Annotated in this window: 13 protein-coding genes; 10 read left to right on the top strand and 3 right to left on the bottom strand. The window is 69.0% G+C overall.

Annotated features, from left to right (window positions below; genetic code table 11):
• The first annotated feature begins 289 nt into the window (after positions 1 to 289).
• The 5 genes from fba (at position 290) to BAMB_RS13480 (ending at position 5,379) form a co-directional block, all read left to right on the top strand.
• Positions 290 to 1,354: a class II fructose-bisphosphate aldolase gene (gene fba / locus BAMB_RS13500; RefSeq protein WP_011657813.1), complete on the top strand. Its 1,065-nt coding sequence runs from the start codon at positions 290 to 292 to the stop codon at positions 1,352 to 1,354.
• A 221-nt stretch (positions 1,355 to 1,575) separates the two neighbouring features.
• On the top strand, positions 1,576 to 2,466 hold the full coding sequence (locus tag BAMB_RS13495) for a phosphoribosylaminoimidazolesuccinocarboxamide synthase (RefSeq protein WP_006749977.1): 891 nt from the start codon (positions 1,576 to 1,578) through the stop codon (positions 2,464 to 2,466).
• 66 nt (positions 2,467 to 2,532) lie between these two features.
• Complete coding sequence (gene purE, locus BAMB_RS13490; RefSeq protein ID WP_011657812.1) at positions 2,533 to 3,054, top strand: 5-(carboxyamino)imidazole ribonucleotide mutase; 522 nt, start codon at positions 2,533 to 2,535, stop codon at positions 3,052 to 3,054.
• Between the two features lie 88 nt (positions 3,055 to 3,142).
• Complete coding sequence (locus tag BAMB_RS13485) at positions 3,143 to 4,339, top strand: 5-(carboxyamino)imidazole ribonucleotide synthase (protein ID WP_011657811.1); 1,197 nt, start codon at positions 3,143 to 3,145, stop codon at positions 4,337 to 4,339.
• Between the two features lie 11 nt (positions 4,340 to 4,350).
• Positions 4,351 to 5,379, top strand: a complete 1,029-nt coding sequence (locus BAMB_RS13480; protein WP_011657810.1) for an L-threonylcarbamoyladenylate synthase — start codon at positions 4,351 to 4,353, stop codon at positions 5,377 to 5,379.
• An 89-nt stretch (positions 5,380 to 5,468) separates the two neighbouring features.
• Here BAMB_RS13480 and BAMB_RS13475 read toward each other — a convergent pair whose 3' ends face one another.
• From BAMB_RS13475 to dacB, 3 genes are all read right to left on the bottom strand, one after another.
• A complete protein-coding gene (locus BAMB_RS13475) occupies positions 5,469 to 6,605 on the bottom strand; it encodes an SGNH/GDSL hydrolase family protein (protein ID WP_011657809.1) in 1,137 nt (378 codons plus the stop codon).
• A gap of 95 nt (positions 6,606 to 6,700) precedes the next feature.
• Positions 6,701 to 7,615 carry a sterol desaturase family protein gene (locus BAMB_RS13470; RefSeq protein ID WP_006749982.1) on the bottom strand — a complete coding sequence of 305 codons (915 nt, stop codon included), beginning with the start codon at positions 7,613 to 7,615 and terminating at the stop codon, positions 6,701 to 6,703.
• Between the two features lie 246 nt (positions 7,616 to 7,861).
• Positions 7,862 to 9,400, bottom strand: coding sequence for a D-alanyl-D-alanine carboxypeptidase/D-alanyl-D-alanine endopeptidase (gene dacB / locus BAMB_RS13465; RefSeq protein ID WP_041491261.1), 1,539 nt, complete (start codon positions 9,398 to 9,400; stop codon positions 7,862 to 7,864).
• 181 nt (positions 9,401 to 9,581) lie between these two features.
• Here dacB and BAMB_RS13460 point away from each other — a divergent pair, with 181 nt between their 5' ends.
• The 5 genes from BAMB_RS13460 to BAMB_RS13440 all read left to right on the top strand — a co-directional run bounded on the left by BAMB_RS13460 (position 9,582) and on the right by BAMB_RS13440 (position 14,225).
• Positions 9,582 to 10,244, top strand: coding sequence for a response regulator (locus BAMB_RS13460; protein ID WP_011657807.1), 663 nt, complete (start codon positions 9,582 to 9,584; stop codon positions 10,242 to 10,244).
• A 3-nt stretch (positions 10,245 to 10,247) separates the two neighbouring features.
• Positions 10,248 to 11,585 carry an ATP-binding protein gene (locus tag BAMB_RS13455; protein ID WP_011657806.1) on the top strand — a complete coding sequence of 446 codons (1,338 nt, stop codon included), beginning with the start codon at positions 10,248 to 10,250 and terminating at the stop codon, positions 11,583 to 11,585.
• A 118-nt stretch (positions 11,586 to 11,703) separates the two neighbouring features.
• Entirely contained in the window at positions 11,704 to 13,188 is a 1,485-nt protein-coding gene (locus tag BAMB_RS13450; protein WP_011657805.1) for a DegQ family serine endoprotease, read from the top strand.
• Between the two features lie 94 nt (positions 13,189 to 13,282).
• Positions 13,283 to 13,729: a carboxypeptidase-like regulatory domain-containing protein gene (locus BAMB_RS13445; RefSeq protein ID WP_006749987.1), complete on the top strand. Its 447-nt coding sequence runs from the start codon at positions 13,283 to 13,285 to the stop codon at positions 13,727 to 13,729.
• 136 nt (positions 13,730 to 13,865) lie between these two features.
• Positions 13,866 to 14,225, top strand: coding sequence for a DUF427 domain-containing protein (locus BAMB_RS13440; protein ID WP_011657804.1), 360 nt, complete (start codon positions 13,866 to 13,868; stop codon positions 14,223 to 14,225).
• The last annotated feature ends 12 nt before the right edge of the window (positions 14,226 to 14,237 follow it).

The raw sequence follows: 14,237 nt of genomic DNA, 5'->3' as shown, positions 1-14,237 counted from the left end.
GCGCCGGCGTGCGCCGGGGCGGCCGTCCGAGCCGATCCGGCACCGTTTATTGACGAAAAGCCGCGCGGGGTCCGATACCCCGCGCGGCTTTTTTTCTGTTTTTTGCCCGCATTGTGCCGTGCGAAGGTAACAAATTGCGAGCAGGCGCCACCGGGCGGTCGGAATCGGAGGCGCTTCGCGATAAAATGCCGCTATTCGACGCTCAGCCGCGCCGTGCCCCCCGATCGAACGGGAGCGAGCGCCGCGCCGGCGTCAGGGCGCACCGGTTTTCATTCCAAGGAGTTCCACAATGCCTCTCGTATCAATGCGTCAATTGCTGGACCACGCGGCAGAGCACGGTTACGGCCTGCCGGCCTTCAACGTGAACAACCTGGAGCAGGTCCAGGCGATCATGGCGGCGGCGGATCAGGTCGGCGCGCCCGTGATCATGCAGGCATCGGCCGGCGCGCGTAAGTACGCGGGCGAGCCGTTCCTGCGCCACCTGATCGAAGCGGCGGTCGAGTCGTATCCGCACATCCCGGTCGTGATGCACCAGGACCACGGCCAGTCGCCGGCAGTCTGCATGGGCGCGATCCGCAGCGGCTTCACCAGCGTGATGATGGACGGTTCGCTCGAAGCCGACGGCAAGACGGTCGCCTCGTACGAGTACAACGTCGACGTGTCGCGCAAGGTCGTCGAGATGGCGCACTCGATCGGCGTGACGGTCGAGGCCGAACTCGGCGTGCTCGGCTCGCTCGAGACGATGAAGGGCGACAAGGAAGACGGCCACGGCGCGGAAGGCACGATGACCCGCGAGCAGTTGCTGACCGATCCGGAGCAGGCGGCCGACTTCGTGAAGCTCACGCAGTGTGACGCGCTCGCGATCGCGATCGGCACGTCGCACGGCGCGTACAAGTTCTCGAAGAAGCCGACGGGCGACATCCTGTCGATCCAGCGCATCAAGGAAATCCACGCACGCATCCCGAACACGCATCTGGTGATGCACGGTTCGTCGTCGGTGCCGCAGGAGCTGCTGGAAGAAATTCGCCAGTTCGGCGGCGACATGAAGGAAACCTACGGCGTGCCGGTCGAGGAAATCCAGGAAGGCATCAAGCACGGCGTGCGCAAGATCAACATTGACACCGACCTGCGTCTCGCGATCACCGGTGCGATCCGCCGCTACCTGTTCGAGAACCCGGGCAAGTTCGATCCGCGCGACTACCTGAAGCCCGCGCGCGAAGCGGCGAAGAAGGTGTGCGTCGACCGCTACCTCGCGTTCGGCTGCGAAGGCCAGGCCGCGAAGATCAAGCCGGTGTCGCTCGACAAGATCGCCGAACAGTACAAGTCCGGCGCGCTCGCGCAGGTCGTGCGCTGAGACTGTAGTACGATTGCCCCCGCCGAAAGGCTGGGGCCGGTTGCCCGGTGCCGGACTGATCCGGCCCCGGCAGCCGTTCCGTCCGGCCGAACGAGGGCCGGCCGGCAACTGGCGGGCACGATCGCCCGCCGGTTCGCCGACGCATTGCAAGACCGCCGTTCCCGCCTGCCGCGGGGAACGGCGTTTCCCTTTTTGTTTGGCTCCTTATCTGCGAAAAGACGATGTCTACCCTTTACGAATCCACGCTCCGCTCGCTGCCGCTCCTCGGTCGCGGCAAGGTCCGCGATAACTACGCGGTCGGCAACGACAAGCTCCTGATCGTCACGACCGATCGCCTGTCGGCATTCGACGTGATCATGGGCGAGCCGATTCCGAACAAGGGCCGCGTGCTGAACCAGATGGCGAACTTCTGGTTCGACAAGCTCGCGCACATCGTGCCGAACCACCTGACGGGCGACGCGCCGGAAGCGGTCGTCGCGGCCGACGAGGTCGAGCAGGTCAAGGGCCGCGGCGTGGTCGTCAAGCGCCTCGAGCCGATCATGATCGAAGCGGTCGTGCGCGGCTACCTGGCCGGCAGCGGCTGGAAGGAATACCAGGCGTCGGGCGCCGTGTGCGGCGTGCAGTTGCCGGAAGGCCTGCAGAACGCGCAGAAGCTGCCCGAGCCGATCTTCACGCCGGCCGCGAAGGCCGAACTCGGCGAGCACGACGAGAACATCACGTTCGAGGAAACCGAGCGCCGCATCGGCACCGAGCTGGCTGCGACGATTCGCGACATCTCGATCCGCCTGTACAAGGAAGCGGCCGACTACGCGGCGACGCGCGGCATCATCATCGCCGACACGAAGTTCGAATTCGGCCTCGACAATCACGGCAAGCTGTACCTGATGGACGAAGTGCTGACGGCCGATTCGTCGCGCTTCTGGCCGGCCGACCAGTACCAGGTCGGCACCAACCCGCCGTCGTTCGACAAGCAGTTCGTGCGCGACTGGCTCGAGACGCAGCCGTGGGGCAAGACCGCGCCGGCGCCGGCGCTGCCGGCCGACGTCGTCGAGAAGACGGCCGCGAAGTACCAGGAAGCGCTCGAGCGCATCACCGGCCAGCCGCTCGCCTGAGCGAGCTTTGCATGGGACCCGAGTAAGCGCTGAAGCGCTAACTCGGGTCGACAAGGACATACGAAAATGAGTGAAGTCCAGACCGCCCACACGCACAGCGCGCCGCTGATCGGCGTGCTGATGGGTTCGAGTTCCGACTGGGACGTGATGAAGAACGCGGTCGCGATCCTGCAGGAATTCGGCGTGCCGTACGAAGCGAAGGTCGTGTCCGCGCACCGGATGCCCGACGAGATGTTCGACTATGCGGAGAAGGCGCGCGAGCGCGGGCTGCGCGCGATCATCGCGGGCGCCGGCGGCGCCGCGCACCTGCCCGGCATGCTGGCCGCGAAAACCACGGTGCCGGTGCTCGGCGTGCCGGTCGCGAGCAAGTACCTGAAGGGCGTCGATTCGCTGCACTCGATCGTGCAGATGCCGAAGGGCGTGCCGGTCGCGACGTTCGCGATCGGCGAGGCCGGCGCCGCGAACGCCGCGCTGTTCGCGGTGTCGATCCTGTCCGGCACGTCGGCCGACTACGCGAACCGGCTCGCCGCGTTCCGCGTGCGCCAGAACGAAGCCGCGCACGCCATGGTGCTGCCGCCGCTGGCATGACGGCGCACCGGCGGCCGCACTGTCATTCCGGCGGCCGCCTGACTTTCCTCACTGCGGCGGGCAGCGCCCGCCGCGACCGACCACTGACATGACCGCAACTCCTGATTCCGTTTCCCCGATCCTGCCCGGCGCGTGGCTGGGCATGGTCGGCGGCGGCCAGCTCGGCCGCATGTTCTGCTTTGCCGCCCAGTCGATGGGCTATCGCGTCGCCGTGCTCGATCCCGATCCGGCGAGCCCGGCCGGCGCGGTCGCCGACCGCCACCTGCGCGCGGCCTACGACGACGAAGCCGCGCTCGCCGAGCTGGCCGGGCTGTGCGAGGCCGTGTCGACGGAATTCGAGAACGTGCCGGCCGCGAGCCTCGACTTCCTCGCGCGAACGACGTTCGTCGCGCCGGCCGGCCGCTGCGTCGCGGTCGCGCAGGACCGGATCGCGGAGAAGCGTTTCATCGAGGCCTCCGGCGTGCCGGTCGCGCCGCACGTCGTGATCGAATCGGCGGCGGCCCTCGCCGCGCTCGACGATGCCGCGCTCGACGCGGTGCTGCCGGGCATCCTGAAGACGGCGCGTCTCGGCTACGACGGCAAGGGCCAGGTGCGCGTGAGCACCGCGCGGGAAGCGCGCGATGCGCATGCGGCGCTCGGCGGCGTGCCGTGCGTGCTCGAAAAGCGCCTGCCGCTGAAGTACGAAGTGTCGGCGCTGATCGCGCGCGGCGCGGACGGCCGCTCGGCCGCCTTCCCGCTCGCGCAGAACGTGCATCACAACGGCATCCTCGCGCTGACCATCGTGCCGGCGCCGGCCGCCGATGCCGCGCGTGTCGAAGAGGCGCAGCAGGCGGCCGTCCGGATCGCCGATACGCTCGGCTACGTCGGCGTGCTGTGCGTCGAATTCTTCGTGCTGGAAGACGGCTCGTTCGTCGCGAACGAAATGGCGCCGCGCCCGCACAACTCCGGCCACTACACGGTCGATGCGTGCGCAACGAGTCAGTTCGAGCAGCAGGTGCGCGCGATGACGCGCATGCCGCTCGGCAACCCGCGCCAGCATTCGCCGGCCGCGATGCTGAACATTCTCGGCGACGTGTGGTTCCCCAATGGTGCGGCGGCCGGGGCCGTCACGCCGCCGTGGGACACGGTCGCCGCGATGCCGGCCGCGCACCTGCATCTGTACGGCAAGGAAGAAGCGCGCGTCGGCCGCAAGATGGGCCACGTGAACTTCACGGCCGAGACGCGCGACGACGCCGTCGCCGCCGCCACCGCTTGTGCGCAGCTGCTGCGCGTGCCGCTCGACTGAGGCGCCAGCCGATGTCCATCGATCTCCCGAACTCCGTGACGCGCGCGCAGATCGACGCGGCCGCCGCGCTGCTCGACGCGGGGCAGCTCGTCGCGTTCCCGACCGAAACCGTGTACGGGCTCGGCGGCGACGCGGCGAACCCCGAAGCCGTCGCGCGCATCTACGCGGCGAAAGGGCGCCCGGCGAACCATCCGGTGATCGTGCATCTGCCGCCCGGCGGCGATCCGGGCTACTGGGCCGACGACCTGCCGGCCGATGCGCAGGCGCTGATCGATGCATTCTGGCCGGGCCCGCTCACTTTGATCCTGAAGCGCCATGCGCGCATTCCGGACGCCGTGAGCGGCGGGCAGGATTCGGTCGGCCTGCGTTGTCCGTCGCATCCGGTCGCGCAGGCGCTGCTGGCTGCGTTCAGCGCGCGGCGCGGCGGCCACGGCGGCGTCGCCGCGCCGTCCGCGAACCGCTTCGGCCATGTGAGCCCGACGACCGCTCAGCATGTGCGCGACGAATTCGGCGACACGGTGCACGTGCTCGACGGCGGCGCGTCCGAAGTCGGCATCGAATCGACGATTCTCGACCTGTCGCGCGGCTTCCCGGCGCTGCTGCGTCCGGGCCACGTGACGCCGCAGCAGATCGCCGACGTGCTCGGCCGCGCGCCGCGCCTGCCCGACGGCGGCGACGCGACCGCGCCGCGCGCGTCCGGCACGCTGAAGGCGCATTACGCGCCGCGCACGCCGCTCTCGCTCATGCCGTTCGACGCGCTCGAGCCGCTGCTCGCGGCCGCGCAGACCGACGGCGAACGCGTCGCGCTCGTCGCACGCGCGTCGCGCGCGGGACGCTGGGCGCAGGCTGACGGCGTGCATTTCGTCGCGGCGCCGGAAGATCCGCAGGCGTATGCACGCGACCTATACGGGATGCTGCGCGCGCTCGACCGCGCGCAGGTCGCACGCATCCTCGTCGAGAAGCTGCCCGAGACCGTCGAGTGGATCGCGGTCAACGATCGTCTCGGTCGCGCGGCCGCGGCATTCGAAGCGCGCGACTGACGCAGCGTCGCGCATCCGATGCGGAATAAAAAACGCCCGACCGGCGAAAAACCGGTCGGGCGTTTGCGTTTCAGCGCGTGGCGGGCGGCTTACTTGCCGACGCCCGATGCCGCGATCTGCTTCTCGACGAATTGCGAGAACAGCAGGTGCAGGCGCGTCGTCGGGTGGACCAGGTCGGCGAACATGTAGGTCTGGTCCGCGTTCGCGACCGTGTAGGTCTGCGGCGAGCAGAACAGCGACGAGCCGAATGCGGTCGCGTTCGCGACGCCGTACTGGGTGGCCGCCGCGACCATCGCCTTCAGGTTGCACCCGGTGTCGGTGTTCGACACCGCGAAGCCGTTCGCCTGGTAGTTGGCCGCGACGCCGTCCTGCCACGTGAACGTGTCGAGCAGCGCGTACTTGGTCTTGTCGACCTTCAGCGCGGCCAGCGTGCCGGCGAGCGTCTGGTTGAACAGCCCCGACAGTTGCGTGAACGCGGCCTGCGTGCCGCCTTGCAGCGCGAGCGGCGTGCCGCCGATGTCCGGCACGTTCGACACGAATACGTGCGTCGCGCCTGCCGCGACGATCTGCTGGACGAGGCCGCCGAGCTGCTGCGCGGCCAGGCCGATCGCCTGCGCCGCCGCGAGTTGCGCGGCCGGCGTGTTGCCTTGCGCCTGCGCGACCTGCGCCTGGTAGAAGATGTCGTTCGCGCCGCCGTTGATCAGCACGATCTGCCCTGAGTTGAAGCTGCCGTGCTGCGTCAGATACTGCTTGACCTGATCGGCGATCGGCGTCGTCGTGGCCTGCGCGTAGTCGGCGTTCGGCACGCTGGCGTCCGCATGGCCGATGCCCGGCTGCAGCGTCACGCGCGAGCCGCCCTGTGCATAGCCGAGGCCGCTGGTCGCCTGCAGCGGGATGCCGAAGCCGCCCTGGTTCGCGGGCTGCAGCGTGTCGCCGTAGTACTGCGCGACGTTCTGCGTCCACACCTGGCCGGGGTTGGTCGTGAAGCGGCCGCCGCCGAAGCCGAGCTTGATCTGCGAGTAGGTGCCTGCGTCCGACAGGCTGTCGCCGAACGACACGATCTGCATTTTCACGCCGGATGGCGGCGTGTTCGACGCGCTGTTGTTGTTGTCGTCACCGCCGCCGCACGCGGCGAGCAGCGCGAGCGCGGCGCCCGCGATCGCGACCTGTGCGGTGCGCAGCAGACGTTGACGGTGGCGCGAAGGTGCATGTTGTCGTGATTGCATCGTTCTATCTCCTCGTAGATATGGCCTGATGTATTTCTCATCTGCCGCGTGCCTGCCCGGTTCCGGGCTGCGCGGCGGCCGTTGGCTGAAACGGTTTATTGGTCACGCGCAGCCGCAAGCGGCACGGCGCGCGGATCCTGGTTCGCGGCCTCTGCAATCTGCGCATGATAAGCGCTCGCCCATTCGGGCGGGCCGAAAATCGCGCGCAGCTTGTTGCGCCATCCGTCGATGCGCAACGCGTCGGCCGCCATCGACACCCACTCGTGGAACGTCGCGACGAGCGGGTTGTTCGAGCCGAGCGGCTCGACGATTCCATAGCGCGGCGGATCGTCGGGCGACTCCTCGACGTAGCTGCCGAACAGGCGATCCCAGATCACGAGCACACCTGCGTAATTGCGGTCGATGTAGCGCGGGTTGCGGGCATGGTGCGCGCGATGGATCGACGGCGTGTTGAACACGTATTCGAGCCAGCCGAGCTTGCCGATCGCCTGCGTGTGCACGAAGAACTGGAACGCGAGGTTGATCAGCACGACGCCGACGATCTGCTGCGGCGGAAAGCCGACGAACGCGAGCGGCAGCCAGAACGCCCACATGCCCGCGACGGGATACATCAGGCTCTGCCGGAACGCGGTCGAGAAATTCATCCGCTCGGACGAGTGGTGCACGACGTGCGCGGCCCACAGCCAGCGCACGCGATGGCTCGCGCGATGGAACACGTAGTAGAGGAAGTCCTGGCCGATGAACAGCACGGCGAACGACAGCCAGCCGTCGTGCCACGTGAACAGCCGGAAATGTGCGTAGCAGTACGCATAAACGGGGATCACGAACAGCCACGCGAGCTTGTCGGCGCCCTGGTGCATCAGCGCGAGCGCCGCGTTGCACAGCGTGTCGCGCCACGCATAGACATGGTCGTGCGCACGCGTGCGGGCGAGGTGCCAGGCCTCCCACGCGATGCAGAGCAGGAAGACGGGCGCCAGCGCGAGCAGAAGCAATTCGACGTCGAATCGCATGGACGTGTCTCCTCCTTTCCCCTGCAAGCCGTGAGGCCGGGCCCATGGCCCGTTGTAGATATCGGTCAGGCCAACAGCCTACGCAATCGCCACGCGCTAGGCGAGGGGGCAGCGTAGAGGGTTCCCTCAGAGGACAGGGTTTCTACGGAAAACCATGTGCAACGGGGCCGCGCGGTGCGGCCCCGTTTTGTGGCGCGATGCGCCGGCGGTGCGTGGGGGGGCCGCGTCGCGGCGCGCGTCGTCCCGTCAGTGCGCGCCCGCGTAGATCCATTCGAGCAGCGTGTCGTGCGCGGCGCGCGCGGCTTCCGCGTGATCGTCGTTGATGAAACTGACGACGACGTAGCTCTGGCCGTCCGCGCCCGCGACGTAGCCCGCGATCGCGCGCACGTCGCGCAGCGTGCCCGTCTTGATGTGCGCATTGCCGAGCACGCCGGCGTTGGTCAGGCGGTTCTTCATCGTGCCGTCGATGCCGGCGACCGGCAGCGAATCGACGAACGCCTGCGCGACCGGGCTCGCGTTCGCGGCCTGCAGCAGCGCGGCGAGCGACAGCGCGCTCACGTGCTCGTCGCGCGACAGGCCCGAGCCGTTCTCGAGCGCGAGGTCGGGCATCGCGATCCCGCTCTTGCGCAGGAATGCCTGAATCGCGCGGCTCGACTGCTCGGGTGTCGCAGGCGGCTTGCCGGCGACCGCGCCGATCGTCAGGAACAGGTTGCGCGCCATCACGTTGTTGCTGAACTTGTTGATGTCGTAGACGATGCTGCCGAGCACCGGGCTGTGATGGACGGCGAGCGGGCGCGCGGTGGTGGGCACCTTGCCTTCGCTGACCGGGCCCGCGATCGTGCCGCCGTCCTGCTGCCACAGCGCGAGGAAGCCGCGCGCGAAGAACGTCGTGTGATCGAGGATCGCGAGATTGGTCGTGCGCGCGCCGCAGCGCAGCGGATAGTCGCCGGCGAACGACGCGGTCATGATCCCGCTGCCGGCCGTCAGCGTCGGACGCGCGGCCGCGGCGGCCGCGCCGCACGATCCGCTGCCTTCGTACAGCTGGTTGTCGATCGACAGATTGGCGAGCGGCGGCAGCACATCGACGGCGATCTTGCCGTCGTCGCCCGGCGTCACCGTGAACGACACGGCCTTGAACGCGTACAGCAGCGGATCGGGGCCGACGTTGTACGGTGCGCTCACGTCGTCGTCGAACGACGGCAGGTCGCGCGTCGACGCGGCGAAATAGCTCTTGTCGAGCACGAGGCCGCCGGCCACGCGCTTGACGCCCGCCTTGCGGAGCTTGTCGACGAGGTCGATCAGCTCCTCGGGCACGAGCTTCGGATCGCCGGTGCCCTTGATGTACAGGTTGCCTTGCAGCGTGCCGTCCGGATCGACCGGGCCGTCCGCATACGCGGTGGTGCGCCAGCGGAAGTCGGGGCCGAGGATCGACAGGCCCGAGAAGGTCGTGACGAGCTTCATCGTCGACGCCGGCAGCATCGGCCGGTTCGCGTTCCATTCGATCAGCGGCTCGGGATCGCCGACGCGCTCGACGACGACGCTCATCGCCGATGCCGGCACCTTCGCGCGCTGCAGCGCGACCAGCACGGACGCCGGCAGGCCGGCCGCGCGCGCGGCGGGCGACACGACGGCGGTCTTGCGCGCTTCCTTGTGAAGCTTCTTGCGGGCCTGCGCGGAAGGTGCGAACGCAAGGGCCGTGCAGGTGGCGACGACGGCGGCCGCCCGCAGGCAGACGCGGGCGCGGGCGCGGGGGGCGAACCGGGCGGAGAGATCGGAAATCGGCATGGGCGAATACGGGAAATGCAGGGGTTCGGGCGGGGCGCGCGGCGCGCCGGAGCGCACATTGTAGAGACAAGTGCGCACACGCTCCTTGCAATCCGCCTTTCTGTTGCATTGCAGGCGGCGCGCGCGATTCGCGGCGCTACAATGGTCGCCATGTTGACTCGCCCCATGGGTTCCGGTTCCGATGCGGATTCTCCTCGTTGAAGACGATCGAATGATTGCCGAAGGCGTACGCAAGGCCTTGCGCGCCGACGGCTTCGCGGTCGACTGGGTGCAGGACGGCGACGCCGCGCTCACGGCGCTCGGCGGCGAGGCGTACGACCTGCTGCTGCTCGATCTCGGCCTGCCGAAACGCGACGGCATCGACGTGCTGCGCACGCTGCGTGCGCGCGGGCTGTCGCTGCCGGTGCTGATCGTCACCGCGCGCGATGCGGTCGCCGATCGCGTGAAGGGGCTCGACGCGGGTGCCGACGACTACCTCGTCAAGCCGTTCGACCTCGACGAACTGGGTGCGCGGATGCGCGCGCTGATCCGCCGCCAGGCCGGGCGCAGCGAGTCGCTGATCCGCCACGGCGCGCTGACGCTCGATCCCGCGTCGCACCAGGTGACGCTCGACGGCGCGCCCGTCGCGCTGTCCGCGCGCGAGTTCGCGCTGCTCCAGGCGCTGCTGGCGCGGCCCGGCGCGGTGCTGTCGAAGAGCCAGCTCGAGGAGAAGATGTACGGCTGGGGCGAGGAGATCGGCAGCAACACGGTCGAGGTCTACATCCACGCGCTGCGCAAGAAGCTCGGTTCGGACCTGATCCGCAACGTGCGCGGGCTCGGCTACATGGTCGTCAAGGAAAGCTGACGCGTGAGGTCGATTCGTCATCAATTGCTGATCTGGCTGCTCGCGATCGTCGTCGCGGGCGTGGGCCTCGCGGGCTGGCTGATCTACCGGCAGGCGCTCGCCGAAGCGAACGAGCTGTTCGACTACCAGCTGCAGGAAATCGCCGCGGCGCTGCCGTCCGAGCCGTTCTCGCAGGTGTTCGGTTCGCGCACCAACGGCGACGAAGGCATCGTGATCCAGATCTGGAACCGCAACGGCGTGCTGATGTACTTCTCGCATCCGCGCGCGCCGATCGCGCCGCGTGCGGAACTCGGCTTCTCGACCGAGCGCACCGATCGCGGCGAATGGCGCGTGTACGGCGCGATCGTCGGCGACAACGTCGTGCAGCTCGCACAGCCGCTGTCGGTGCGCAACCGGCTCGCGGCGAACGTCGCGCTGCGCACGCTGTGGCCGTTGATCGTGCTGCTGCCGTTCCTCGGCGCGGCGGTCTGGATGATCGTCGGGCGCGGGCTCGCGCCGCTCGCCCGCGTGACGCGCGCGGTCGAGGCACGCCGGCCGGAAGCGCTCGATCCCTTGCACGATGCGGGCCTGCCGCTCGAGGTGCAGCCGCTCGTGCGCGCGCTGAACGGGCTGCTCGCGCGGCTGTCGGCGGCGCTCGACACGCAGAAGGCCTTCGTCGCCGATGCCGCGCACGAACTGCGCACGCCGCTCGCGGCCGTGCAGATCCAGGCGCAGCTCGTCGCCCGCGCGAAGGACGATACCTCGCGTCGCGAGGCGATTGCGGATCTCCAGGACGGCGTGTCGCGCGCGACGCGTCTCACCGAGCAACTGCTCGCGCTCGCGCGCGCCGAGCCGGACGGCGCGACGATGCGCGAGCCGGTCGATCTGCAGGCGCTGCTCGTCGAATGCGTGGCCGCGCATGCGCCGCTTGCGCAGCGGCACGACATCGATCTCGGCTTCGAGGAGAGTTCCGCTGCGACCGTCGTCGCCGACGTCGGCGCGCTGCGCGTGATGTTCGGCAACCTGCTCGACAACGCGGTGAAGTACACGCCCGACGGCGGCCGCATCGACGTGTCGCTGACGCGCGACGCGGCCGGCCGCGCGTGCGTGCAGATCGGCGACAGCGGGCCCGGCATCCCGGCCGACGAGCGCGAGCGCGTGTTCGACCGCTTCTACCGCGACAGCTCCGCGCGGGCGCGCGCCGACGTGTCGGGCAGCGGGCTCGGGCTCGCGATCGTCAAGCGCGTGGCGGCGCAGCAGGGCGCGACGGTGTCGCTCGGCGACGCGGCCGCGGGCGGCCTGCTCGTGAGCGTCGTGTTCGGCGACGCCGAGATGCCGGCGCAGGCTTCCGAATCCGCGTGATGCAAGGCGCCGGGCCGTGGGCGGCGCCCAAACCGGGTCTAGGCCTCGCTCGAAGTCGATTAAGCCTCCTTTAAGTCAGGGTCGTTACGCTGCGTCCTAACAAAGAGGAGGTCCTACGATGAACACTCGATTCCTTGCGCGCGGCGCCGTCGCGGTCGCCGTGGCGGCCGCCCTGTCCGCCGGCTATGTCGCGGGCACGCGCCACGCCGATCCGCAGATCATCACGCCTGCGCAGGCCGCTGCGCTGATGCCGGCCGAGGCCGCGGCGAAGACGGGCATTCCCGATTTCTCCGGGCTCGTCGAAACCTACGGCCCGGCGGTCGTCAACATCAGCGCGAAACACGTCGTGAAGCAGGTGTCGCGACGCGTGCAGCAGCCGCAACTGCCGATGGATCCGAGCGATCCGTTCTACCAGTTTTTCAAGCATTTCTACGGCCAGGTGCCGGGCATGGGCGGCGACGCGCAGCCGGACGACCAGCCGAGCGCGAGCCTCGGTTCGGGCTTCATCGTCAGCGCCGACGGGTACATCCTCACCAACGCGCACGTGATCGACGGCGCGAACGTCGTCACGGTCAAGCTGACCGACAAGCGCGAGTACAAGGCGAAGGTCGTCGGCTCCGACAAGCAGTCCGACGTCGCGGTGCTGAAGATCGACGCGAGCGGCCTGCCGACCGTGAAGATCGGCGACCCGGGCCAGAGCAAGGTCGGCCAGTGGGTCGTCGCGATCGGCTCGCCGTACGGCTTCGACAACACGGTCACGTCCGGCATCATCAGCGCGAAATCGCGCGCGCTGCCCGACGAGAACTACACGCCGTTCATCCAGACCGACGTGCCGGTGAACCCCGGCAACTCGGGCGGCCCGCTGTTCAACCTGCAGGGCGAGGTAATCGGCATCAACTCGATGATCTACTCGCAGACGGGCGGCTTCCAGGGCCTGTCGTTCGCGATCCCGATCAACGAGGCGATCAAGGTCAAGGACGAGCTCGTGAAGACGGGCCACGTGAGCCGCGGCCGCCTCGGCGTCGCGGTGCAGGGGCTGAACCAGACGCTCGCGAGCTCGTTCGGACTGCAGAAGCCGGACGGCGCGCTCGTCAGCTCGGTCGACCCGAACGGCCCGGCCGCGAAGGCCGGCCTGCAGCCGGGCGACGTGATCCTCGGGGTGAACGGTTCGCCGGTGGCCGACTCCACGTCGCTGCCCGCGCAGATCGCGAACCTGAAGCCGGGCTCGAAGGCCGACCTGCAGGTGTGGCGCGACAAGTCGAAGAAGACGATCAGCGTGACGCTCGGCGCGATGACCGACGCGAAGCTGGCGTCGAACGACGGCGGCCCGGTCGAGCAGGGGCGCCTCGGCGTCGCGGTGCGGCCGCTCACGCCGCAGGAGCGCAGCGCCACCAACCTGTCGCACGGGCTGATCGTGCAGCAGGCAGGCGGGCCGGCCGCGACCGCGGGCATCCAGCCCGGCGACGTGATCCTCGCGGTCAACGGCCGCCCGGTCACGAGCGCCGAGCAATTGCGCGAGGCGGTCAAGGGAGCGGGCAACAGTCTTGCTCTCCTGATTCAGCGCGATAATGCACAGATCTTCGTGCCGGTCGACCTGAGCTGACCGGCGGCCGTTGCGGGCCGGCTTCGCCGGCCCTCGCGGGCGCTGCTGGCGTTCGGCCCCGTGGTGCTGTGTTCCGACCCGAAAGGAGAGAGCCATGCAATATCTACGCAACGTGTCCCGAATTGCCGCCGCCGCGGCACTGGCCGCCGGCCTCGCCGGCGCCGCGCCCGGCGCCTACGCGCAATCGGAGGGCTCGGACGGCTTGCCCGCAGCGAGCCAGCAGGGCGATGTCAGCTACGTATCGGGCGGCATCGGCAAGGATCAATCGACGGCATTCGAGCATAGCGAAGCGGCGTGGCCGCTGGCGCTGCGTTTCACCGGCCAGGGCGGCGAATTCCTGGCCGACGTCCATGTGCGGATCGTCGATGCCAAGGGCACCGAAGTGCTGAAGACGGACGCACGCGGGCCGTACATGCTCGTGAAAGTGCCGCCGGGGCGCTACACCGTTCATGCGTCGTACCAGGGCAGCGACGAATCGCGCGCGGTCACGGTCGGGGCGAAGGGCGGCGCGAAGGCCGCGTTCCGATGGAATACGCAATAGCGGATTGCGCGGGCCCGGTCCGGTCGCGCAATCGGGTGCAGTTTCGCCCATAATGAGAGCCACGGCCCCTGTGCCGTGGCTTTTTCGTTTCCTGCACCCGGCTTGCCCGCCGGGGCCGCCGCCCGGAGAAGAAACGATGTCCGATGCCGCCGACCCTCGCCTAGAAATCGTGCCGAACCGCCATCGCGTGCGCGTGATCCATCGCGGGATCACGTACGCCGACTCGCAGGGCGCACTGACCGTGCGCGAAACGGGCCTGCCGGACATCCATTACCTGCCGCGCGGCGACGTCAACATGCAGCGGCTCGTGAAGTCGAGCGTCACGACGGCGTGTCCGCTGCGGGGCCAGGCCGTGTATTTCCATCTGCAGACCGAAGACGGCGTGATCGAGAACGCCGCGTGGAGTTACGAGGAACCGGGGGAGGCCGCGTCCGCGCTTGCGCACTACGTCGCCTTCGATGTCGCACGGGTCGACAATCTCATCGAGACGTCCTGAGACGGCGTGGGT

Source organism: Burkholderia ambifaria AMMD (genome assembly GCF_000203915.1).
GTDB classification, from domain to species: Bacteria; Pseudomonadota; Gammaproteobacteria; order Burkholderiales; family Burkholderiaceae; genus Burkholderia; species Burkholderia ambifaria.
Note: the sequence above shows the minus strand (reverse complement) of the source record. Positions and strands in the feature narration are given on the sequence as shown.

Excerpts from the sequence above, each read along its gene's own strand:
- fba (WP_011657813.1), top strand. The coding sequence starts at position 290 with ATGCCTCTCGTATCAATGCGTCAATTGCTGGACCACGCGGCAGAGCAC.
- BAMB_RS13475 (WP_011657809.1), bottom strand. The coding sequence starts at position 6,605 with ATGCAATCACGACAACATGCACCTTCGCGCCACCGTCAACGTCTGCTG.
- BAMB_RS13470 (WP_006749982.1), bottom strand. The coding sequence starts at position 7,615 with ATGCGATTCGACGTCGAATTGCTTCTGCTCGCGCTGGCGCCCGTCTTC.
- BAMB_RS13480 (WP_011657810.1), top strand. The coding sequence starts at position 4,351 with ATGTCCATCGATCTCCCGAACTCCGTGACGCGCGCGCAGATCGACGCG.
- purE (WP_011657812.1), top strand. The coding sequence starts at position 2,533 with ATGAGTGAAGTCCAGACCGCCCACACGCACAGCGCGCCGCTGATCGGC.
- dacB (WP_041491261.1), bottom strand. The coding sequence starts at position 9,400 with ATGCCGATTTCCGATCTCTCCGCCCGGTTCGCCCCCCGCGCCCGCGCC.
- BAMB_RS13485 (WP_011657811.1), top strand. The coding sequence starts at position 3,143 with ATGACCGCAACTCCTGATTCCGTTTCCCCGATCCTGCCCGGCGCGTGG.
- BAMB_RS13450 (WP_011657805.1), top strand. The coding sequence starts at position 11,704 with ATGAACACTCGATTCCTTGCGCGCGGCGCCGTCGCGGTCGCCGTGGCG.
- BAMB_RS13460 (WP_011657807.1), top strand. The coding sequence starts at position 9,582 with ATGCGGATTCTCCTCGTTGAAGACGATCGAATGATTGCCGAAGGCGTA.
- BAMB_RS13445 (WP_006749987.1), top strand. The coding sequence starts at position 13,283 with ATGCAATATCTACGCAACGTGTCCCGAATTGCCGCCGCCGCGGCACTG.
- BAMB_RS13440 (WP_011657804.1), top strand. The coding sequence starts at position 13,866 with ATGTCCGATGCCGCCGACCCTCGCCTAGAAATCGTGCCGAACCGCCAT.
- BAMB_RS13495 (WP_006749977.1), top strand. The coding sequence starts at position 1,576 with ATGTCTACCCTTTACGAATCCACGCTCCGCTCGCTGCCGCTCCTCGGT.